At 39.5% G+C, this 21,919-nt stretch carries 17 protein-coding genes and 2 riboswitches; of the genes, 11 read left to right on the forward strand and 6 right to left on the reverse strand.

Going from position 1 to position 21,919, the window contains the following annotated elements:
* From ACIQ0H_RS20610 to ACIQ0H_RS20640, 7 genes are all read left to right on the forward strand, one after another.
* Positions 1-288, forward strand: a 288-nt coding sequence (locus tag ACIQ0H_RS20610; protein WP_403419021.1) for a hypothetical protein, incomplete at its 5' end; no start/stop codon positions are given.
* A gap of 334 nt (positions 289-622) precedes the next feature.
* Positions 623-1,123, forward strand: coding sequence for a hypothetical protein (locus ACIQ0H_RS20615; RefSeq protein WP_403419023.1), 501 nt, complete (start codon positions 623-625; stop codon positions 1,121-1,123).
* A gap of 74 nt (positions 1,124-1,197) precedes the next feature.
* Positions 1,198-3,369 carry a hypothetical protein gene (locus ACIQ0H_RS20620; protein ID WP_403419025.1) on the forward strand — a complete coding sequence of 724 codons (2,172 nt, stop codon included), beginning with the start codon at positions 1,198-1,200 and terminating at the stop codon, positions 3,367-3,369.
* 47 nt (positions 3,370-3,416) lie between these two features.
* Positions 3,417-4,094, forward strand: coding sequence for a DUF2642 domain-containing protein (locus tag ACIQ0H_RS20625; RefSeq protein WP_403419027.1), 678 nt, complete (start codon positions 3,417-3,419; stop codon positions 4,092-4,094).
* A gap of 414 nt (positions 4,095-4,508) precedes the next feature.
* A complete protein-coding gene (locus ACIQ0H_RS20630; RefSeq protein ID WP_403419028.1) occupies positions 4,509-5,867 on the forward strand; it encodes an arsenic transporter in 1,359 nt (452 codons plus the stop codon).
* A 957-nt stretch (positions 5,868-6,824) separates the two neighbouring features.
* Positions 6,825-9,500 (forward strand): BC_2427 family protein, encoded by a 2,676-nt coding sequence (locus tag ACIQ0H_RS20635; protein ID WP_403419030.1) that lies wholly within the window; start codon positions 6,825-6,827, stop codon positions 9,498-9,500.
* 318 nt (positions 9,501-9,818) lie between these two features.
* Positions 9,819-10,568, forward strand: a complete 750-nt coding sequence (locus tag ACIQ0H_RS20640; RefSeq protein ID WP_403419032.1) for a CsxC family protein — start codon at positions 9,819-9,821, stop codon at positions 10,566-10,568.
* Positions 10,569-10,954: 386 nt separating this feature from the next.
* Here the strand turns inward: ACIQ0H_RS20640 and mnmH are convergent, their stop codons facing one another.
* Positions 10,955-11,998 (reverse strand): tRNA 2-selenouridine(34) synthase MnmH, encoded by a 1,044-nt coding sequence (gene mnmH, locus ACIQ0H_RS20645; RefSeq protein ID WP_403419033.1) that lies wholly within the window; start codon positions 11,996-11,998, stop codon positions 10,955-10,957.
* A gap of 21 nt (positions 11,999-12,019) precedes the next feature.
* Positions 12,020-13,069 (reverse strand): selenide, water dikinase SelD, encoded by a 1,050-nt coding sequence (gene selD, locus ACIQ0H_RS20650; RefSeq protein ID WP_403419035.1) that lies wholly within the window; start codon positions 13,067-13,069, stop codon positions 12,020-12,022.
* A 428-nt stretch (positions 13,070-13,497) separates the two neighbouring features.
* Positions 13,498-13,605, forward strand: a riboswitch (SAM riboswitch).
* Positions 13,606-13,729: 124 nt separating this feature from the next.
* Between selD and ACIQ0H_RS20655 the strand changes: the two genes are divergently transcribed.
* The 4 genes from ACIQ0H_RS20655 to ACIQ0H_RS20670 all read left to right on the forward strand — a co-directional run bounded on the left by ACIQ0H_RS20655 (position 13,730) and on the right by ACIQ0H_RS20670 (position 17,731).
* Positions 13,730-15,595 (forward strand): bifunctional homocysteine S-methyltransferase/methylenetetrahydrofolate reductase, encoded by a 1,866-nt coding sequence (locus tag ACIQ0H_RS20655; protein WP_403419072.1) that lies wholly within the window; start codon positions 13,730-13,732, stop codon positions 15,593-15,595.
* A gap of 189 nt (positions 15,596-15,784) precedes the next feature.
* Positions 15,785-16,252, forward strand: a complete 468-nt coding sequence (locus ACIQ0H_RS20660; RefSeq protein ID WP_403419037.1) for a MarR family winged helix-turn-helix transcriptional regulator — start codon at positions 15,785-15,787, stop codon at positions 16,250-16,252.
* 2 nt (positions 16,253-16,254) lie between these two features.
* Entirely contained in the window at positions 16,255-17,082 is an 828-nt protein-coding gene (locus tag ACIQ0H_RS20665) for a pirin family protein (protein WP_403419039.1), read from the forward strand.
* A 28-nt stretch (positions 17,083-17,110) separates the two neighbouring features.
* Entirely contained in the window at positions 17,111-17,731 is a 621-nt protein-coding gene (locus ACIQ0H_RS20670) for a nitroreductase family protein (protein WP_403419041.1), read from the forward strand.
* Positions 17,732-17,799: 68 nt separating this feature from the next.
* On the opposite strand, the gene metC is transcribed toward ACIQ0H_RS20670, so the two are convergent.
* From metC to ACIQ0H_RS20690, 4 genes are all read right to left on the reverse strand, one after another.
* Positions 17,800-18,990, reverse strand: a complete 1,191-nt coding sequence (gene metC / locus ACIQ0H_RS20675) for a cystathionine beta-lyase (RefSeq protein ID WP_403419043.1) — start codon at positions 18,988-18,990, stop codon at positions 17,800-17,802.
* Complete coding sequence (locus tag ACIQ0H_RS20680) at positions 18,987-20,108, reverse strand: methionine biosynthesis PLP-dependent protein (RefSeq protein WP_403419045.1); 1,122 nt, start codon at positions 20,106-20,108, stop codon at positions 18,987-18,989. Before ACIQ0H_RS20680 ends, metC begins: the two co-directional genes overlap by 4 nt.
* Before the next feature lie 94 nt (positions 20,109-20,202).
* Positions 20,203-20,309, reverse strand: a riboswitch (SAM riboswitch).
* Positions 20,310-20,385: 76 nt separating this feature from the next.
* Complete coding sequence (locus tag ACIQ0H_RS20685; protein ID WP_403419046.1) at positions 20,386-21,141, reverse strand: ABC transporter permease; 756 nt, start codon at positions 21,139-21,141, stop codon at positions 20,386-20,388.
* Entirely contained in the window at positions 21,138-21,869 is a 732-nt protein-coding gene (locus ACIQ0H_RS20690; RefSeq protein WP_403419048.1) for an ABC transporter ATP-binding protein, read from the reverse strand. The genes ACIQ0H_RS20685 and ACIQ0H_RS20690 overlap by 4 nt, the downstream gene beginning before the upstream one ends.
* Positions 21,870-21,919: the final 50 nt, after the last annotated feature.

The following is a 21,919-nucleotide window of genomic DNA, read 5'->3' on the forward strand; positions in this document are numbered from 1 at the left end:
TACGTTCGACTTGATGATGAAGAGCCTGACGAAGAACTTCTACGTCGACTTGATGATGAAGAGCCTGACGAAGAACTTCTACGTCGACTTGATGATGAAGAGCCTGACGAAGAACTTCTACGTCGACTTGATGATGAAGAACCTGACGAAGAACTCCTATGTCGACATGACGACGAAGAACTCCTATCTCGGCATGACGACGAAGACCCTGATGATGAAGAGTCTGACGAAGAACTTGATGATGACGAACTTGACGAAGAACTAGCAGCTTTCTTTTTCCCCAATTAAATCCCACCTTTATTTTCAATCTACTGTCATTGTATTCGATACTTCTTTTAGTGTGCCGGCAGCAAAACCAATAACGCACTAGGTCGCTTTGGCGCATAGTTATATTCAAACTAGAATTATCTCCGCCATTTAATAGAAAGAAGTTAAATTGGGACGTATTAAACTTCTTTAAACACTGATAATAAAGACGAGGTAAATGCTTATTTAACCCTATTAACAAAAGTGATTATTATTTGTACTTGGCCTATTAATATGAACTGGGCTAATGACCATGACCTTATCAATCTAAGATACATATAGATAACAGGACACTATAAAAGGAGGTTGGAGATTTATGAATACAGAAATGATGCACTCGCTAGTTGATAGGGTAATTAAAATCGATAGAGGTGGACCTGAATCCCGTGTTGGTAAGTTGCTGACAGTAGAAGAGGATTACATTACGTTACTTAACGCAGACGAAGGAATTATTTATTACAATACACAGCACATCAAAAGCCTAACTTATAACGCGAAAGATCAGGCGGAAGTCGATGTTGAAATTCCAGAGGATTTTGACTACATTCAAGCCAAAGACTTTAAAAGTATTTTGGGGAAATTAACACATCGATGGGTAAAAATTAACCGCGGTGGACCGGAAACACTAGAAGGTTTAATGTACATTGTTTCTGATACTGATGATTTTATAACAATTGTCGCGAACGAAGAAATAGTCCGTGTTTCGCTATTTCATATTCGTAACATAAGCTACGGAGTCAAAATTGAAAAAGCGAAAAATGATGAGAATAATAATCAAGAAAGTGGAAAAGAAAAAAGTTCAAAAAAAGAAAAGTAAATAGGTTTTGAATGCATTCGTCGCTTCTGTTGGTCGGAAGCGACGATATTCTAATATAAGGAGGCGCTCCCGAATTGCAAGATCAAAAATTTAAAAAGTTATTAGACGACCTTAAAGGTTTGAAAATTGGTTTGTTTCTTAGTGACAATCAATTTATAGAGGGAGTTTTATTAGATGTTAAACAAGACCACCTTGTTGTTGATGTGAATCAAAACGTTTTTTACTTTGCACTCCCACATATTCAGACTCTTTCAAAGAATGCTAAGGACTTTCACGTTTCATCCAAAGTTGGTCCTTATCTTGACAGAAATTACTTAGTGGATGTATTGATAGCTTTGAGATCCAACTGGATCATCATTAATAATTTGAGTGACCAGAAAATTTCCGGAGTGTTAAGTGGAATATTTGAAGATCATATCGAGTTAATAAATAATACTGAAATACTCTATATCTCGAAATCCAATATATCTAACATTTATAGCAAAATATCCGGAAAACAGATGATTTTATTAAACAATGCGGAACAACTAGATATCCAACAATCTTACCAAACAAACATTAATAAAGAGATATATGAAATGAATGAGCAACCAGCAGGCATCAGTCAAGACTTTGTTTCGCACCCGAATGATGAAACAAAAGAACAGTCTGATTCCTTACAGGAAGAAGAACTCCACGATAGTCAGTACGAGGAGCAAGTGGTCTTCAAACAACTCCAAATAACTAACAACAATGAATCGGAGAAAAATAGTAAAGCTCCTCTTACAGAGAAGCATGCTGAAGAGGTAATTGAGGATGGAAATGTTAGTACTGAATATACTGAGGCTGTGATAATAGGCGAACCAAACTCCTTACAATGGGATAAATTTGATGTATTGAATCGAGATGAAGATGACGTACGAAATGCAGACATCAGTGAAGAAAAAGAAATTCAAGAATTCGTTTCACAAGTGAAAGCTGAATCGACAGAACAATTCAACTCCCCAGGGGTAGAAGAGATACAAGATAGAAACGTTAGTACTGAATATCTTAAGACTGAGATAGTAAGCGAACCAAACTCCTTACAATGGGATACATTTGATGTATTGAAGCAACATGAAGATAACGTACGAAATGCAGACATCAGTCAAGAAAAAGAAATTCAAGAATTCGTTTCACAAGTGAAAGTTGAATCGACAGAACAGTCCAACTCCCCAGGGGTAGAAGAGATACAAGATAGAAACGTTAGTACTGAATATCTTAAGACTGAGATAATAAGCGAACAAAACTCCTTACAATGGGATACATTTGATGTATTGAAGCAAGATGAAGATAACGTACGAAATGCAGACATCAGTCAAGATAAAGAAATTCAAGAATTCGTTTCACAAGTGAAAGTCGAATTGACGGATCAGTCCGACTCTTCGAGGGAAGAAGAACTCCAAGATAGTCAGCACGAACAGCGGCTTGCTGTCAATCCTATACAAACAATAGACAACAATGAAACGAAAAAAAGTAGTAAATCTCTTGATATAGGGAATTCTGTCGGAGAGGTAACGGGAGTAGCAAATGTTAAGAATGAACATCCAAGCACCCATTTAAAGATGGAGAGTAAAGTAAGATCTAACTTACTAGTTTTGGAGAAATATGAGTCAATGAATAGTGATGAAGATGATTCGTTCGAAGAGAATCTTCCGGATGTTTTAGAATCTACTAAAAATGTTAGTAAAGAAGATCAATTTATTCCCACTGAACCACAATTTAGGCATAATGAAAAAAAGATACTCCTTACTGCATGGAGTACTTCCGATAATGTGCAGCGTGCAATCATAAGTCAAACTAACTTCGGAGAGGATAGTAAATTTCCAGCCGAAGAGGACAACGTTATTAAGAAGGAATATTACTCTGAACCTACTGAAATAAATAGTACTCATCTACCTGTAAGAAAAATAGGTCCAGAAGAAGAACAAGTAATGTTACAGATGCAGTACTATGCATTAAAGATACAGTACTATGCGTTAATGATACATGCAGCTGGAAATTCTATAAAGATGGACTACGGTTCTGAACATATTGAATCATCAATCCATCCGGCTTGTGATAATGATAAAATCGATGGTCTTGATGCTTCGGATGAATCAGAGCATATCCAAATGCCTATAAGTCAAATAAGTTTAGAAGATCAAGAAATGGTAGAAGAACAGTACTATTCTCTAATGAAACATGCAGAAAAGATGTACTTACAATTGAGAGACTTAGGATTATAGTGATGCTTAGGAGAACCTTTGTTATAAATTAAAAAGGAGATGTGGATTTGAATACAATTATTCAAAGCCTTCTAAACGATGTTGTTAAAATAGAAGTTTCCGGGAAGAAGTTGCTAAATGGTACGGTTATTGATTTAGGCACGGACATGATTGTACTTTTTAACGGGACGGATTTTTTGTATATTCCATTAGATCATATCCAAAGTTTTGAGGTAGATAAAGATAATGAAAATGGCATAAAGGCACCGACAGATTTCTCCAGCATAATTACAGGAGAAAATAATGAAAATCTATCTTTTAGAAAAGTTCTTACACAAGCGAAAGGAGACTATGTTGAAATTTTTGTAACAGGAGGCCAACCTCTGCATGGTTATATTACGAGTATCATGAATAACTATTTTGTTTTCCAATCTCCGGTTTATAAAACAATGTATATTTCATTAAATCATCTTAAGTGGCTGATTCCTTATACTCATAATAAAAGACCTTATGGCTTGGATAACCATACCATGTCGTTACAGCCGAATAATGAATCGTTAGCAAGCACCTTTGAAGTTCAAGTTGAAAAGTTCAAAAATGAAATTGTTGTGTTTAATATTGAAGGACATAAAAGCCATATTGGGAAAATAAATAATATCGAAGAACAGATTGTTGAGATTCAAACTGCCAGAAACCAGCCTAAATATATAAACCTGAACCATATTAAAACCTTACACCGAGTGTAAATGTCCTGTGTCCAATTTGCATTCGCTTGTTTTCGAAAGTGAGTTGATTTGGGATCTGTTTTTATACAAAAGTATATATGAAGGGGAGAACCCTTATCAGGCTGTCGAGAAACTATCGACAGCCTGTTTTTGTTTGGACAATCCCTTAAAGAAATATTTCGATTCAAATTGGTTGCTTGTCCGAATGGTTGTCCAATCTAGTAATTTATTATTGTTTAGTGCGGCTAAGACTTAGGTTAAATACTATATAAGAGTATCCTAAGGAAACCGTCTATCTATGGAGAGACGGTTTTTATAGGATGGCCAAATATTCATTTGGATGGAGTTGGACAAACAACTCGTTTCGTTTTGATCGAGGTGAATATACATACAAGGAAACGGACAAACAATAAAAAAGAAGGGATATGTATATGTATGAGTTTTCAGATTGCAATAGCCACTTTGGTTTTCATAACGACTATGTTAGTCATATTTTGGAGACCTAAAGGAATGAATGAGGCGTGGCCAGCTGCAATTGGGGCTACAATCATTCTATTAGCAGGGATTGTAACACATGCAGATATTATGGATATCATCAGTAAAATTGGAGGTGCATCCATAACTATTATCGCAACGATTGTCATGGCTGTTATATTAGAGAGTTTCGGTTTTTTCCACTGGGCAGCTGCAAGACTTGCGAATTTGTCGAAGGGGTCAGGCCACCGTCTATATTGGTATATCCAGTTACTATGTTTTTTGATGACACTATTATTTAATAACGATGGAAGTATTTTAATTACAACTCCTATTTTAATTCTACTACTAAAAAACTTACAACTAAAACCCCACCACCAAATACCTTATCTGTTAAGTGGTGCCCTCATCGCCACAGCTTCAAGTGCACCAATTGGAGTAAGTAATATTGTTAACTTAATTGCCTTGAAAATCGTGGACATGTCACTTTGGATGCACACAGCTATGATGTTCGTCCCAGCAACGATAGGATTGTTGTTTATGTCATGTTTGATGTATTACGTAGTAAGAAAGAAACTACCGAAGACATTGCCCGATTCGGTAATGGATATAGAAGAATCCTTTTTTATGAAAAATTTTCATCCACTAAAAACAAAGATTTCCGTAGAGAAAAAACAACAACGTACTAAATTTATGTTAAAGGTATTGCTGTTTGTCTTTGTAATGCGATGTCTTCTGTTTGTTGCATCCTATGTCAACGTTCCCATTGAAATTGTCGCGGTACTCGGATCAGTCGTCTTGCTGTTGTGGAGATGGTATCATTTACGGACTAACCCAGTGGACATCTTGAAGAAGACCCCTTGGCACATACTTATCTTTGCCTTCTCTATGTACGTGATTATATATGGTCTGCATAATGTGGGACTTACAGCATTGCTAGTAAAGTTGTGTGAACCAATTGTAAATCAAGGGTTATTTCAAGCGAGTTTTATCATGGGAGGATTAGTATCGGTACTTTCCAACCTCTTTAATAATCACCCGGCTTTAATGATCGGGACGATTACCTTAACTGAAATGGGGCTAGATCCAATCACATTAAAGACTATCTATCTTGCAAATATCATTGGAAGTGACATGGGCTCACTGCTGTTGCCGATTGGTACACTGGCATCCTTAATTTGGATGCATATTCTACGACAAAATAAGATGAAAATCAAATGGAAAGATTACCTGAGTGTATCGTTGATTGTCATACCCATAACAACAATCGTAACGCTGACATTGCTATACTTTTGGGTTCAACTCGTTTTTGCCAATTGATAAACCATCTAATCATGTTCTACCAAGAGATTTGGTGAAGTGGGAAATATTCAAACAAGATATATTTCCTGCTAATTTATATTATTTTAGTTAGATGATAGCGGGATTTGTTTCAAAGACGAATTGATCCTGCTGATTACATATTTTCTTTTTCCTGAGGTTTATCATGGATTTATTGCACGCCAGTTAGACGATTTCAATTGATAGGCAGGGCATCTATAAATGACTAAAAGAATCCAACATTAATAACGTCGTTTTCCCTACGTGGAAGAAAAGCTGAATAGTAAGGGAATATCGAGATGTAATTAATAAGGATCCTTATGCTGACATCGCATTTGTGAGTTAGGTTATAAAGAATAATTCGACTTATATAGTTTCAATACTTCTGCATCTATTAGGATAGTAGCAAAAATCAAAGGAACCCATGAACGTCAGCTAGTTTCTTCTACTATTGCTCATTAGGAATGACCGTACAAGTTTACATATTCAATGAATTTACCCAAAGGCTAAAGAAACAGTATGTAGCGATTTATTTATGCCCCGTGTTTAGTTGTTCCTTGTATGTATATGCAGTAATTGTGCAAACAGGCACTAAAAGCTTTCATGGAAGTAAAAAAATACGCGTGTCAAAGATTCATTCATTTACGAGCCTTGAGGTGCCTCAAATTCAAGTTTTCTAGTAAAAACCGTTAATCGTCTATATAACGAATGTAGTTGTATTGATTTTACAGGGAAGATAAGTCTGCTTTGTATCACAACGAGAATGTTAAATAAATTACTATGCAGATACTATACAAAGCCCAAGCAATCAAAAAAATTACTCAAATAGCTCTCAAAAATAGATTAGTGATTTAGGGTGCAGCGATATTTATTAGGCATATATTTATTTTTCATGACAAAAAGCACCTATTAAGCATAAATTAGTAGTGACATTAGTTTAATTAGGAGTGGAATGTAATGAAAACTCCATGGATAAATTACGATGAAATGAAGCGAGTAGGTATAATACGACAAACCACATTTCTTTTCACAGGAGCTCAAGAACAATATAAATTCTCGCCTGACGATTGTAAAAACGAGGTGAGTACTGATCACCACGAATTAGATACTACTCTTAGCGGTGCATATACAGATGAAATAAAGAATCCACATGACAATTCAGCTAAAAATCATATCCCAGACCTTCACAGAAAAAATGGCGAATTTAAAGAAATGGATGTTAGTCAAGTAGTAAAGGAAATAAAAAAAAATCAAACAAACCCCACAGGTAACATTCGAGATTTGCCGATTGACTGGTTTACAGCGGCTGATCATTTTAATGAAATGACTGATTCTGCAAACGTAAATCAGGCTCACCAAAATGATCTTACTCGTGAAACGGACAATGATCTACAAAAGGAATCTAAATTCAATATTGAGCATATTTCAGAATCCGATACAGCTCCTAGCTATATCGAATCAGTAATAACAGTTAACGCACTAAAAGGTTCGGATATTACCAGAACTTTAGAACCGAGTGGAAAAAGAGATAAATCAATAAAGTTCGGTATATCCCAACTGGTCAATGTACTGAAAAAGCTTCAAATAATCCCCGCCGATGAGCCCTTTGAAATATCAATTGATCATCATTTGCCAGTTATTGATGAGGCCACTGGGATAGATCATGTTACTGATTCACAAACCGAATGTGAGACTGTGGATACCTCTATATCTGATGTCCCTGTGAGCTATATTGAATTAGATAAATCGAATGAACCCCTTGAAAGTATCGGTAATATCGGGGTTATCAAACTAGACGAAGAAAATAGCGAATCCAAACAAATGGGTATAAATCGATTGGTAAATACATTGAAAAGAGTTCAAATAATCTCCACTGATGAACCCTTTGAATTATCAATTGATCATCATTTACCAGTTATTGATGAGGCCATTGGAATAGATCATGTCACTGATTCACAAACCGAATGTGAGGATGTGGATATTTCAATATCTGATGCCCCTCTGAGCTATATTGAATTAGATAAATCGAATGATTCCCTTGAAAGTACTGGTAATATCGGGGTTATCAAATTAGACGAAGAAAATAGCGAATCCAAACAAATGGGAATAAATCAATTGGTAAATACATTGAAAAGAGTTCAAACAATCCCCGCCGATGAACCCTTTGAAATATCAATTGAACACCATTTGTCGGTTATTGATGAGGCCGTTGAGATAGATCATGTTATTGATTCACAGACTGAATGTGAGACTGTGGATATTACTTTAACTGATGCCCCTCTTAGCTATAAATCAAATGACCTCCTCGAAGACTTTGGCAATCCCGAGGTTATCAAACTAGACGAAGGAAATAGCGAATCCAAACAAATGGATATAAATCGATTGGTAAATACATTGAAAAGAGTTCAAACAATCCCCACCGATGAACCCTTAGATTTATCAATTGATCATCATTTGCCAGTTATTGTTGAGGCTGCTGAGATAGATCATGTTATTGATTCACAAACCGAATGTGAGACTATGCATATTTCTGTAACTGATGCCGCTCTTAGCTATAAATCAAATGACTTCCTCGAAGACTTTGACAATCCCGGGGTTATCAAACTAGACGAAGGAAATAGCGAGTCCAAACAAATGTGTATAAATCGATTGGTAAATACATTGAAAAAAGTTCAAACCATTCCCACCGATGAACCCTTAGCATTCTTAACTAATCTTGATTTGCCAGCTATTGATGAGGCTGTTGAGATAGAGCGTGTTATTGATTCACAAACCGAATGTGAATTTGAACCTGTGCTTACTTCGGAATCCAGAAATACTGGTTATGCAAATGAAAAAATTGATAGGCATGAAGCTACTGATGAGATGGATGGGTATCCTCAGTGTGGTGAAATTTATTGTAAGACCATAAACATCCCGTTTTCTACTTTTATAGAAATTGACGATTTTCTCCATGCACCATTATTTGGCGAGATCAGTCAAAATACATTTGAGTTTCTGGACCCATCCAATACACAAAACTTTCAATTGGATACCAAATTTATAAGTTCATCCAGCTATTACCCAGAACAGCCCACTTGTCATTTGGTAAGTTCTGCAATTCATGAAATCATCTATTTAACGAAAACACCCCATACGAATGAACCGAAAAAACATAAAAACAATAGCTCCAAATCTATTATAATTCCAATCCACCCTTCAGTGAAAACAGGTGAATCAAATCATGCAAATTGTCCAACTGATTTCATAAAGATTAAAGTTCCAGTTGTAGTAGGGGAGTACAATATTGAAATATGTATAGAAGAAGAGGTTTTGTTTGAAGAAGAGGTTATAAGTATTAAAGAAATATCTAAAAATGTTCTCCTGACAAATTGTCGTTTCATACCTACTCAATTTTCTAAACCATTAGGGGATGGGACGTGTGCGGCATCAAATGGAATGTTATCAATCGAAGGGTTCATAGTACAAAATATTGAGTATACCGCGATGCCCAATAAAAACAAGAGCTCTATACAAGGAACGGAAGTTATTAATTTACATGAAAAAATCATATTGGAGTTAATGGTCCAATTATTACAAGAACAAGGTATACGAGTAAATTATAATGATAGTAAAAACTATAAAAATGGATGAACCTGAAATGATTATTTGTAAACTGTACCTTGTAGTACGAACATTTAATAGAAAGCTCCTATATCGTAATCTACGATGAGATGACTCTGGTATTGTTCCAGGGTCATTTTTTTTATTGCGCTGACAACAATAGTATTTTAATCGCCAAAAATTACATCGAATCCTCCGCTCAATGCATTATCTTGAATGTCTACGGCATTTCGATAATGACATAAAAAACTCCGAATTATTATTATTGCTATTTTGCCCGTGCGAAAAAGGTAATCAGACATAATGTAGTAGTGTAAGCTTTAAAAAAAATGAAGGAGATGATTTTTTATGAGCGATAATTGTGAACAAAACCCTATTACCCCAGCTTGTGAAGTGACGTCGCATCAACAAATGCCTTTACACGATGAAAAAATTAAACTTCACAAATCTAAGCATACACCAACCATTAAAGTACCTGTTGTTCTCGCGGAGAGAAAAATTCAAATTGCTGTAGAGTCAGATATTACACTTACTCCGGCTGCAACGGAGATAAAGCGAGTAACAAAGAATGTATTTCTAGAGCAGGTTAAACTTGTACCTGTTAGATTTAAACAAATTGACAAAACAGACTTTTTTGAAGTGACACGAGCTAAATTGTATGTGTCAGGGTTTATTCGCAAAAACATTGAATATTCTTCCAGTGCTTGTAATGGGGCGCTTCGGGATCGAATTGCCGATGTAGCGTTTTCCGGATTTGCGGAACTCACTGAATGTGATTTCCATAACCTACCTGTTATAGGGATGTCCGATAGTAGCAAGGCTCAATTCCTAAATGACTGCAACGATCTAGTTCCCCGTTTGGATAAGTATTTCTTCCAAAATCAAGTGAAATATAATGAACAACCGTATGGTGAGTTACTGGGTGCCAATTTCTTCGAGCTTGATTTTTCTCCAATAATGGCGGAACCAGAAGGATCGTTTAGCACATTAAGAGAAAAAATTGTTCTCGATCTTTATGTAAAAGTATTACAAGTACAACAATTTAAATTTCCAGCTACAAGAATCATTCCAAAATTTGATGAAGGCACTCTTGGTTAATAATCGGATAAATATGGTTTAATAACAAAATAGAGACGTAGAAATAATTAAATAAAAGCCCCTGCGTTAATCATTAAATTGATGAATGCAGGGGCTTCATTTTTCAATTGTATAATTCGATAATAAACATTTTCTTATCCAATCCATTAGCCCCGCTCTCGATCCACAAGAATCAGTATGTCGAAAAGTGGTTATTAGGATAGTAAGTGCTCAACCTTTTATAAGGAATGAAAAAATAAATGCTAGTTAGAAGTAAAATGAAAAGCCGCGAATTAACTGTATATGATTAAGTTACTGGCGTGTTATCTATGGCGAAAGGCTTTCCCCTGTAAAGCGCCCGCGCTGTTAAATTATATAAGATGATTCAACAAGCATCCCCATTTTCATCATTGAGGAACCTTGATGGCTACGATGTTTTGGAGAAGTTGCTGAAATGCATCATCTACGTTGTTTGCGGTGATTTGGATGTGCTCACTTGCGGTATTTTGATTGCTAGAATGTTCATAGCGTGGGTCATAGTAGTATTCGAGCAACAGCTTTGTTACAGATGCAAATTCACCCATGGCTAAGTTTTCTTCGATTTGCTTCGCAATAGGCGTATGTAACCGTTTCTGTATAATATGAAAGGCGTCTTTGAAGTGTTCAGGGGATTTCCAAGGCTCATAATCATCTAATATATTGTTGACCCGCTCTTCAATCGGTAAATGTATGTTGATTTGTACACCGGATTCTTTTTTGTCAAACAAGAATTGTGGCATGCTTACTTTGCCAATCCGTCTACTTTCACCTTCTATGAAAACATAGGGTTCCCTTCTGAGCCGTTCCAGTTCATAGACGAGTAGTGAGTCGAATTTCTTTTGATTGCTTGGCTCAAGGCCGATTTGACCAAAAATAGAGCCCCGATGCCCCGCAAGGTTTTCGAAATCAAGTGTAGGAAATCCTTGATCGGCGAGTTTCTTCAAAATAGTCGTTTTGCCCGATCCCGTATAGCCGTTTAATACAATAAAGGCAGGAGGGAAATCCTGCTGTTCTAATTCGTGAACGACCCATTGTCGAAATGAACGAACCCCGCCTGCTAATCGAGTGGTATGGATACCCATTAAGTCAAGGACAGTCGAAGCCGTTTTACTGCGCATGCCGCCACGCCAGCAGAATACAGTCATGGGTGTTTCAATTTGTTTGAAGGCACGAATAAAGTCGGGTAACTTGTTTGAAAAAATTTCAAGTCCTCTGTCCATCGCAACATCTTGTCCTACTTGTTTATAAAGCGTACCAATTTCAGTTCGTTCTGCGTCATCAAAAACGGGAATATTGATGCTTCCTGGAATCGTAGCTTCTTTAAACTCTCTAGGGGAACGAACATCGATGAATGTGTGTGGCCCCTTTGCTTGCATGGCCAATAGCTCGTCTATTGTTACATCTCTAAACATGTTTTTCACCTTCTACCTAAATTATGAAACGATGATATGCCCTTTGTTTTCCTCGGTTACTTCTCCAATAATCCGTGCATCGACACCTTGTTGTTGGAGTTCGTCCAAGAGTTTAATGGCTTCTTGCTCTGCTACTGCAATGAGTAATCCACCAGAAGTTACAGCATCACATAAAATCCAGCGATCCATTTGATCTAGTGTATCCGAATAAGTCACACTTTCTGCTACGTGGGCAAAGTTATTTTTTGTGCCTCCAGGTATCTTGCCAGCTTCAGCAAGTTCTCTTGTACGTGGTAGGACGGGCACTTGGTTGGCTTGTATGTGAATGCCGACATTACTTGCTTTCGCCATTTCAGATGTATGTCCGAGTAAACCGAATCCTGTCACATCTGTGGCGGCGTGGACATCGTAGTTGGCCATTGTTTCAGCGGTAGTTTTGTTGAGCGTGGTCATCACTTTTGTCACTTCAACAACTTCGTCTTCAGACAATAACCCATTTTTCAATGACGTCGTGTAAATACCAACTCCAATCGGTTTTGTTAATAATAGTTTGTCGCCGGGCTTGGCACCTGCGTTTGTCCGTACTTTATCGGGATGAACGACACCCGTGACGGCAAGTCCGAATTTAGGTTCTTGATCATCGATGGAATGACCACCAACAAGTGTGACACCCGCTTCTTGTAATTTATCGCCAGCTCCACGTAAAATCGCCGCGAGGATGTCTTTATCTAACGTAGCGATAGGGAAAGCAACGATATTGAGGGCAGTGAGAGGTGTGCCCCCCATGGCATAGACATCGCTAATGGCATTGGTTGCAGCAATTTGTCCGAAATCGTAAGGGTCGTCAACAATGGGCGTGAAAAAGTCCAGTGTCTGTACCATTGCGATGTCGTCTGTCAGTTTGTAAACACCTGCATCATCACTTGTGTCGAGACCGACGAGTACATTCGGATTTGGCGTGGCAGCGGGAAGACTGCGTAATACTTGTGCTAAGTCAGCAGGACCAATTTTACAGCCGCAGCCACCTTTTGTTGTAAGGGAAGTCAATTTTACTGGGATTATTTTTTCCATTGTGCATCCGCCTTTCAATTATAAATCTATTGTTAATCTTAACACATTTTCGGTAAATGCTTGGTGAGTGGCATCCCAGAGCGGCGGAGTGGGTCCAATGGAACTAATTATTCCATATTCTAATGTAGCGAATTATTTCATTACTTCCCAAAAAAGGTATTGCAAATTTTCGGGGAATAGCGTAAGGTTGTCAATAATAGAAATTTAACTTAATTCAACCGTGGTTTAAACCTCGGTTGAGTGGGGAGGAATGAAGTTCAATTCCTCCTTGTTAAAGCCTCCGGCGGATGTCACAGATTTTGAATTGCAGGCAGTCTAAGTTCGCGACGTCCTGTCGCAACGACTGCATACCCACGTCCTGTGGGCACAATTCAAAATCTGGACGCAATTACGCCGAGGCGTAATTGATAAAAACAATTTAATAGTTTTTCTTATCTAGAGAGGTATAGGGACTGGCCCGTTGACACCTCAGCAACCACCATAGTTGGTACGGTGCTAATTCCAGCAAGTTGAGCAATTGACTTGATAGATGAGGAATAGACTTATTCAAATGAGAGTCTTCTTCCTTTATTCAACCAGAGGAGAAGGCTTTTTTGTTTCTATAAAGATTTCTGAAACAGAACATATAAACAAGGGAACTAGAGAGGGGATATACAGTTGGTGAATTTACTAGAGGCGATGAAAGAACGTATTTTGATTGGTGATGGAGCGATGGGCACACTGCTTTACACAAATGGAGTGGACCGTTGTTTTGAGGAGCTAAATTTGACGCATCCTGAACAAGTGCTTCATGTTCACCAAGCCTATATTGAGGCGGGGGCAGATGTCATTCAAACGAATACATATGGCGCCAACTATATAAAGTTAGCGCGCTATGGATTGGAAGATCGTGTAGAGGCAATCAATAAGGCTGCCGTTGAAATTGCGAAACGAGCTGCCGGTGAAAATACATTTATCCTTGGGACAATTGGTGGCATCCATGGTTCAAAAACACTGATTGGCACGAAGGAAGAGATTGAGCGTAGTTTCAGAGCGCAGCTGAAATGCCTACTTTCTGAAGGTGTGGATGGGATTCTCTTGGAGACGTATTATGATTTTGATGAATTAACAACGGTGCTCAGCATTGCGCGTCAGGAGACGGATATCCCAATCATTACGAATGTTTCTATGCATGAAGCAGGTGTGTTACAAAATGGCTTGGCATTGGCGGATGCTTTGCAACAGTTGGAGGCGCTAGGGGCAGACGTTGTGGGCGTCAACTGTGGATTAGGACCTTACCATATGTTGCAAGCTTTAGAGGGGGTGCCGTTGCCAAAGCATGCCTTATTGGCAGTGTATCCAAATGCTAGTTTCCCTAGTTATACGGATGGGAAATTGACATATGAAAACGAACCTGATTATTTCGGTAAACTGGCGCTTCATTTCCGTAAGGAGGGTGTTGGGCTATTAGGGGGATGTTGTGGTACGACGCCAGCCCATATTCGTGCACTGGTAGAGGGGCTAACGAATCGTGCGCATGTGCAAGACAAACAAGTGAAACAGCACAAAGTGAAAGTGAACGTCACAGCGTCGAGGGATCTTGACAAACCGACTTTGCTTGAAACAGTGAAAAAGAGGCATTCGATTATTGTTGAGCTGGATGCGCCGAAGCATTTAAATACGGCGAAGTTTTTTGAAGGGGCGCAGGCATTACATGATGCAGGTGTCGATGCCATTACGTTAGCTGATAATTCCTTGGCATCTCCGCGAATTTGTAATGCATCGATGGGATCACTCGTTAAACAAAGAATAGGTGCAACACCACTTGTCCATGTGACATGCCGAGACCGGAATCTCATTGGTTTGCAGTCGCATCTCATGGGCTTGCATACAATGGGCATTACAGAATTACTGGCGATTACAGGAGATCCAACGAAAATTGGTGATTTCCCTGGCGCAACATCTGTTTTCGATATGACTTCTTTTGAATTGATTACAATGATTAAGCAGTTCAATGAGGGGATTTCATGGTCAGGTAAGTCATTGCAACAGAAAACATCCTTTACAGTGGCGGCGGCGTTTAATCCAAATGTGCGTCAAATCGATCGAGCTGTGCAAAGGATGGAGAAGAAAATTGAGGCTGGAGCTGATTATTTTATTACGCAGCCGATTTATAGCCCGGAGAAAATTATCGATTTGTATGAGGCAACAAAACATATCGAAGCACCAATCTATATTGGGATTATGCCATTAACATCGTCGCAGAATGCAGAGTTTCTTCACAATGAAGTGCCAGGTATTAAGCTGACAGATGAAGTCCGTGCGAGAATGGGGCTATTTGCGGGAGACCGTGAGCAGTCGACAAGAGAAGGTATAGCCGTTGCGAAGGAATTGATAGATGTGGCGTTGGAGCATTTCCATGGCATCTATCTAATCACTCCGTTTATGCGTTATGACATGACAGTAGATTTAACGGAATATATCAATGAAAAAGTGGGCGTAGGTGCGACCAAAATAGTAGAGCAAGCAGGTAGCGTTGTGTTCTAAACTAATATCAATTTAGTCTAAAGGAGAGTGTCGAATCAATACGATTCGGCATTCTCTTTTTTTATGATCACTTGCACAGCTACCCAAAAGAATGATTTATACGATTATGTAAGTTGAAGCTGTTCGGTTGAGCGTCTTTCAGTTTAGTTATATACTGATGTTAGAAATGACAAACGAAGGGGTGAGTGGATGACTGAGCTGAAACTTGATAAAACGTTGTTATCGGCAAGAAATAAGCGTCTCGGACTTCTTGTATGGTTTCGGTTATCACGATTTTACAATCTAAGTATTCGTCAAACGAATCAGCATTTAAATCAATGGGATTTGTCGACAGCACAGTTTGATGTGCTCGTGCAAGTTGGTTTATATCAACCGATTACACAACAACAGCTGGCTGGAAAACTCGAAGTAACAAAAGGCAATATCGCACAACTGCTGAAAAGGATGGAAGCATTAGGTTGGATTACACGAGACCAACAGTGGAAAACAAAATATATTTCATTAACAGAGGCAGGTTGCCGTTTATATGAGGAAGTTGTTCCCCAACAGGAACAGTTCCAAGCATCGCAGTTTTGCGGATTGGATCGCGAGGAACAGATGCAATTACTGTATTTACTAAAAAAAGTTCAACAAACAATGGAATATGAGGAGGAGTAAGTATGGTGTCGAGAGGTATTAGAAGTGTGAGGGACGTCATTTTTCAAGAAAATTCACCGACACATAAAGTCGGATTGGTCATTGAGCCGGGCAATTGGGAGGACGCGGATCCTTTTCTATTGATGGCGGAAGACTATTTTGTACGTGGCACATTCGGCATGCATCCGCATCGTGGCATTGAAACCGTAACATACGTTATTGAAGGCAAACTAGAGCATCTAGACAATAAAACCGGCGGAGGAGAATTACTACCGGGAGATGTTCAATGGATGACGGCGGGAAGGGGAATCATTCATACAGAAGATCCGGCTGTTGGCGATACCGTTCGATCCTTGCAACTATGGGTCAATCTGCCGAGTGATAAAAAAATGACCGAACCACGTTATCAAAATATGCGTGCACAAGATATGCCTATTCGCCAAGAAGAGGGGGCAACGATTCGGGTGTTTTCGGGATCCTCCATGGGCGTCACGGCAGCTACAAAAAATCATGTACCTGTGACGATGGTGGAGTTGAACGTCGATGCTGGTGTGACGGTTACGCAAGATCTACCGGGTAGTTATAATGGATTCCTTTATATAGTAGAAGGACAAGGAACGTTCGGCAAAGACCATACGGTGGGTAAGGAAGGGCAAGTGCTCTGGCTAGAACGTGGAGTGGATGGAGAACAGACCGAAGTGTCTATTCATGCAACAGAAAATCTGCGTGTGGTTTTATATGCCGGACAGCCGATTGGCGAAAAAGTTGTGGCGCGCGGACCGTTTGTTATGAATTCTGATGAAGAGATTGTTCAAGCTTATAAGGATTACCGTGAAGGGAAATTTGAGTAAGCAAAATAATTCTATGGGAGTGAAGTACATGAATGCATTTAATCAATTAGTAATGGAACGCCGATCAGCAAATAACTTTTTACCCAATAACCCAATTACACAAAGAGAACTTGATGAAATCTTTAACGTTGTCAAAATGGCTCCATCAGCTTTTAATTTGCAGCATACGAATTATCTGGTTGTTACGGAGGATGGATTGAAGGAACAAGTACAAAAAGCGGCTTTTGGCCAGTATAAAGTAGGCGTTGCATCAGCTGTTATCATTGTGACGGGGGATAAAGAGGCCTATAAAAATACTGAAAAAGTCTATGAAGGCTTGCTGATGCTAGGAATTTTAAATCAGCAACAATATGATGATGAAGTCCAAGATGTTGTTTCGCTCTATGAAAGTAGAGGAGAGGAATTCCAACGTGATGAAGCCATTCGAAATGCGTCTTTGTCATCGATGTTATTTATGCTCGCCGCTAAAAATGCAGGGTGGGCAACCTGTCCGATGATTGGCTTTGAACCTGACAAGATAAAAAATTTATTAGCCATACCTGACCATCAAGAGCCTGTATTAATGATTGTACTTGGCAAAGAAAAAGTTGAAAGCAGACGTCCAAGAGGTTATCGCAAACCTGTTGGTGAATTTGTAAAATACTATTGAACTGGCACTGGTTACAGTAACGAACCCCCTTGTAAATGGACAACCCATTTACAAGGGGGTTCGTTGGCTTACGATAAAGTTTTTGCCGTACCTACTGCCTCTGCAATTTGCAGAGCTTGCTCAAAGTCGGCGATTAAGTCATCGACATGCTCGAGACCGACGGAGAAGCGTAGCAGGCCATCTGTAATCCCACGTTTTTCTCGCTCAGCTTTTGGCATTGCGGCGTGTGACATTTGTGCCGGATAGGAAAGAATGGATTCGACTCCTCCTAGACTAACAGCGAAAACAGGGATTTTAACGTTTTCGACAAATGCTTTTGCTGTCTCTCGGTTTGGCAAACGGAATGACAGAACAGCCCCTGCACTAGTGGACTGTTTCGCGTGGATAGCGTGTCCTGGGTGGCTAGCTAAACCAGGGTAAAATACTTCTTCTACTAACGAATGACCATCTAAATAGTTCGCAATTTTAGTAGCAGAGGCAGTTGACTGCGTGAAGCGAGCGCCCAATGTTTTAATCCCCTGAATTAATGCATAAGAATCTTGAGCACCTAAAATAGCGCCGAAGGAATTTTGGATGAATGCCAAGCGATTGCCGAGTTCCTCATTCTTTGTCGCCGCAAGACCAGCAATAATATCACTATGGCCAGATAAAAACTTGGTTGCACTGTGAAGGACAATATCTACGCCGAGATCAAGTGGGCGCTGATAAAGTGGTGACATGAACGTATTGTCGAGAAACGTTAGGCAATCATGCGCTTTGGCGATGTTCACCACAGCTTCAATATCCGTGATACCTAGACGCGGATTGGAAGGTGTTTCAATATAAATCAATTTCGTATTCGGTTTGATAGCATGTTCAACAGCGTCCAAATCACTCAAATCAACAAATGTATGGTCAATTTTGAATTTCGTCAACACTTCAGTGACAAACCGAAATGTTCCGCCGTACACATCCTCCGTGACGACAATGTGGTCATCAGCAGATAACAGCATGAAGGCGGAAGAAATCGCGGCAATGCCGGAAGCGAATGCTAGCCCTCTCGCGCCGCCCTCCAAAGCTGCAATCGTCTTCTCTAAAGCATCCCTTGTCGGATTTCCTGAACGGCTGTAGTCATAAGGACCAAACGTATCAAAACTCTCCTGATGGAATGTAGAAGATAAGTAAATCGGGACGTTGACGGCACCCGTTTTTTGTTCGAAATCACCACGGGTCGATGCGTGGATGATGGTCGTTTCCAGTCGTTCTTCGTGTGAACTCATAGTTGGGGCACCTCACTTTTTAATGTGGCAAATACTTGTTTTAAATCAGCAATTAAGTCCTCTGGATCTTCGACGCCAACTGAAAAACGTAATAGGCTGTTACAAACGCCACGGCGTAGTCGTTCTTCCAATGGAATGTCCGCATGCGTTTGCGTCGCGGGATAAGTGATGAAACTTTCAACTCCGCCAAGGCTTTCAGCAAATGTAATGAGTTGAAGATTTTCAAGGAATGCGCCAACCCACTCACTTTCATTCAGGCGGAAGGACAGCATGCCGCCTTTCCCTGGATACAACACGTCTTTCACATGCGGTTCATTGTTTAAATAGTCGACAATGATTTTTGCGTTTGCATCATGCTGCTTCATGCGCAAGTGAAGTGTTTTTAATCCGCGAACGATTAACCATGAATCGAAAGGCGATAGAACGGCACCAATTGCGTTATGGTTGGAACCAAGTGTTGCGCAAAGTTCCTCACCTTTAGCAACCACAAGGCCGGCTAATACATCATTATGTCCTCCAATGTACTTCGTTGCGCTATGCAGAACGATATCTGCGCCGAGTTCGATAGGTCTTTGGAAATAAGGTGTGAAAAATGTGTTGTCGACAATCAGCAACAAGCCGTGTTTTTTAGCAAGCTCTGCATATTGAACAATATCCGTTTCCTGCATTAACGGATTCGTAGGTGTTTCAATGAAGAGCGCTTTTGTCTTGTCAGTAATCAATTTCTCCGTCTCACGGACGTCTGTGAAATCGGAGTATGTTGTTGTAATGGAGTAGACATCGGCATAATAATCGAGCATGCGGTATGTGCCACCGTAAATATCTTCTGGTCCAATCAATTCATCACCTGAACGGAATAGCGACAGCACTAATTGCACCGCAGCCATCCCCGAACTACAAGCAAAGCCTGCATCTCCGCCTTCTAAGTTGGCAATCCCTTCTTCTAAAATGGAACGAGTGGGATTTTTCGTACGTGAGTAGTCATAGCCAGTCGACTGACCAAGTCCGTCATGTTTGTAGGCTGTCGATAAATAAATGGGCGGGTTCACTGCGCCAGTTTTCGGATCACTGTTATTTCCTAATTGTACTAATCGTGTTTCAAAGCTGATGTTTATCATTGTTATCATCCTTTGTCGTTGAATTTGAAATTGTAATTGAAATTAAAAAGAGCCCTCTATGTAGAAGAGGGCCCTCAAAAATATGAAGTCAATCTTCTCATCTGCAAGACGGCTAGCGTCTATTGGAATTAGCACCATACCTTGACTCGGCTGGTTGCTGAGACATCGTCGGGCCATTCCCTCCGTCTCTCTTGATAAGAATACAATATGAAATTATTTGAAAAGATTAAGTTATCCAACTCTATCATGTTATGAATAAAAAGACAAGATAGGATTTTCAGTTTCTTTCTCGTAGTAGCTGCATACGTTGATTAAACAGAGTTGGGTAGGATAAGAAACCAAGTAATACACTGGTCACCGCGGCGGTCGTTAATAACATGAAGATGATGAGCAATTGGAATTGGACTGCTTGGATAGGGTCTGCTCCTGCAATAATTTGACCACTCATCATCCCGGGTAACTGAACCAAGCCGATTGTTTTCTGACTTTCAATGGTTGGAATCATACTCGATTTAATGGCTGTCATCAGTTGCCGATGAATGGCTTGCTTTGGCGTTCCACCCAGTGATAGGATCAATTCCATTTCCTCCTGATGTGTATCCACTTCTGCGGTGAACCGGTTAAGGAATAATATTGCGAGTACCATTGAGTTACCGACGATCATTCCACTGATTGAAATGATGTACTGGGCAGTAGCGGGTACGATATGGAAGCCAAGTAAAATACTTTGCGTAAATACTTCGACGACAATAAGAGTCACTGCGATTTTCCACGTAATCCCCTTAATCGTTTTCCCTTTCTTGCGGGCGTTTTGTGTAGCCGCGCCAATCATCAACGTCACCATCAAAAAGATATACAAAAAATTGTCGGAGTCAAAAACAAACTTCAAAATATAGCCGACGGCAAGTAGTTGGATAATGGAGCGAATGGTTGCGATAATTGTATCTTTCTCTAAACCTAAGCTTAAGGTTTTGGACAAAAGGAGAGGAATAATGACAAAAATAAGTGTGATAGATAATGTTAGATAGCTCATTCAATCTCTCCTTGTACAAAGCGCTTAACGAACTCATTTGTCGATGATGTTAGCAAATCGCTGTCACCGGTTTCAACGACGTGACCATCCTTTAGCACCCACGTGTAATCACCGATGGCCAGTGCTTGCTCCAAATTATGTGTAATCCAGATAATTGTCACGCCGAACTGCCGATTGATTTTGACAATCAACTCTTCGATTTCTCGTAATGATGCCCGGTCCAAAGCGGATGTGATTTCGTCTAATAATAAGATGTTTGAACGGTTGATAAGCGTACGGGCAATCGATACTTTTTGGCGTTGTCCACCCGATAGATCATTCGTTTTTTGCTGTAAAAAATGCTTATCAAGTCCTACGTCATCTAAAATGCGGATGGCTTCTTGTTCGGTCAATTGTTGGCCTCGCAGTTCCATAGGGAGAGCCAGATTTTGAAAAACAGTGCCTTTTATCATCGGTGCGCTTTGCAGGGCGATGCCAACGTGCCGACGTAATTCGATAGGGTCATAGTCCAAAACGGACACATCGTCAATAAAAATATCGCCCGCGGTAGGGGATATCAATCCATTGCATAATTTAAGCATTGTCGTTTTTCCAGCACCAGAAGGTCCAACGAGCGTTGTAATTTTTCCTTTTGGAAAAGAGCCTGTAATCTTTTTTAAAATATTTATGTCATCGACGGAGTAATCAACGTTATGAAAGTGTAGGGCGGGTTCATATAAATTTTGCATGTGGTTCTCCTTTATTTCTATGTTATTGGACTGTGCTGATTGTCTTCCTG

The sequence above is a fragment of the Sporosarcina sp. NPDC096371 genome, from assembly GCF_044762865.1.
Lineage (GTDB): Bacteria > Bacillota > Bacilli > Bacillales_A > Planococcaceae > Sporosarcina.

Bases quoted from the DNA above. Each gene is read 5' to 3' on its own strand.
- ACIQ0H_RS20615 (WP_403419023.1), top strand. From the start codon at position 623: ATGAATACAGAAATGATGCACTCGCTAGTTGATAGGGTAATTAAAATC.
- ACIQ0H_RS20630 (WP_403419028.1), top strand. From the start codon at position 4,509: ATGAGTTTTCAGATTGCAATAGCCACTTTGGTTTTCATAACGACTATG.
- ACIQ0H_RS20635 (WP_403419030.1), top strand. From the start codon at position 6,825: ATGAAAACTCCATGGATAAATTACGATGAAATGAAGCGAGTAGGTATA.
- ACIQ0H_RS20640 (WP_403419032.1), top strand. From the start codon at position 9,819: ATGAGCGATAATTGTGAACAAAACCCTATTACCCCAGCTTGTGAAGTG.
- mnmH (WP_403419033.1), bottom strand. From the start codon at position 11,998: ATGTTTAGAGATGTAACAATAGACGAGCTATTGGCCATGCAAGCAAAG.
- selD (WP_403419035.1), bottom strand. From the start codon at position 13,069: ATGGAAAAAATAATCCCAGTAAAATTGACTTCCCTTACAACAAAAGGT.
- ACIQ0H_RS20660 (WP_403419037.1), top strand. From the start codon at position 15,785: ATGACTGAGCTGAAACTTGATAAAACGTTGTTATCGGCAAGAAATAAG.
- ACIQ0H_RS20665 (WP_403419039.1), top strand. From the start codon at position 16,255: ATGGTGTCGAGAGGTATTAGAAGTGTGAGGGACGTCATTTTTCAAGAA.
- ACIQ0H_RS20670 (WP_403419041.1), top strand. From the start codon at position 17,111: ATGAATGCATTTAATCAATTAGTAATGGAACGCCGATCAGCAAATAAC.
- metC (WP_403419043.1), bottom strand. From the start codon at position 18,990: ATGAGTTCACACGAAGAACGACTGGAAACGACCATCATCCACGCATCG.
- ACIQ0H_RS20680 (WP_403419045.1), bottom strand. From the start codon at position 20,108: ATGATAAACATCAGCTTTGAAACACGATTAGTACAATTAGGAAATAAC.
- ACIQ0H_RS20685 (WP_403419046.1), bottom strand. From the start codon at position 21,141: ATGAGCTATCTAACATTATCTATCACACTTATTTTTGTCATTATTCCT.
- ACIQ0H_RS20690 (WP_403419048.1), bottom strand. From the start codon at position 21,869: ATGCAAAATTTATATGAACCCGCCCTACACTTTCATAACGTTGATTAC.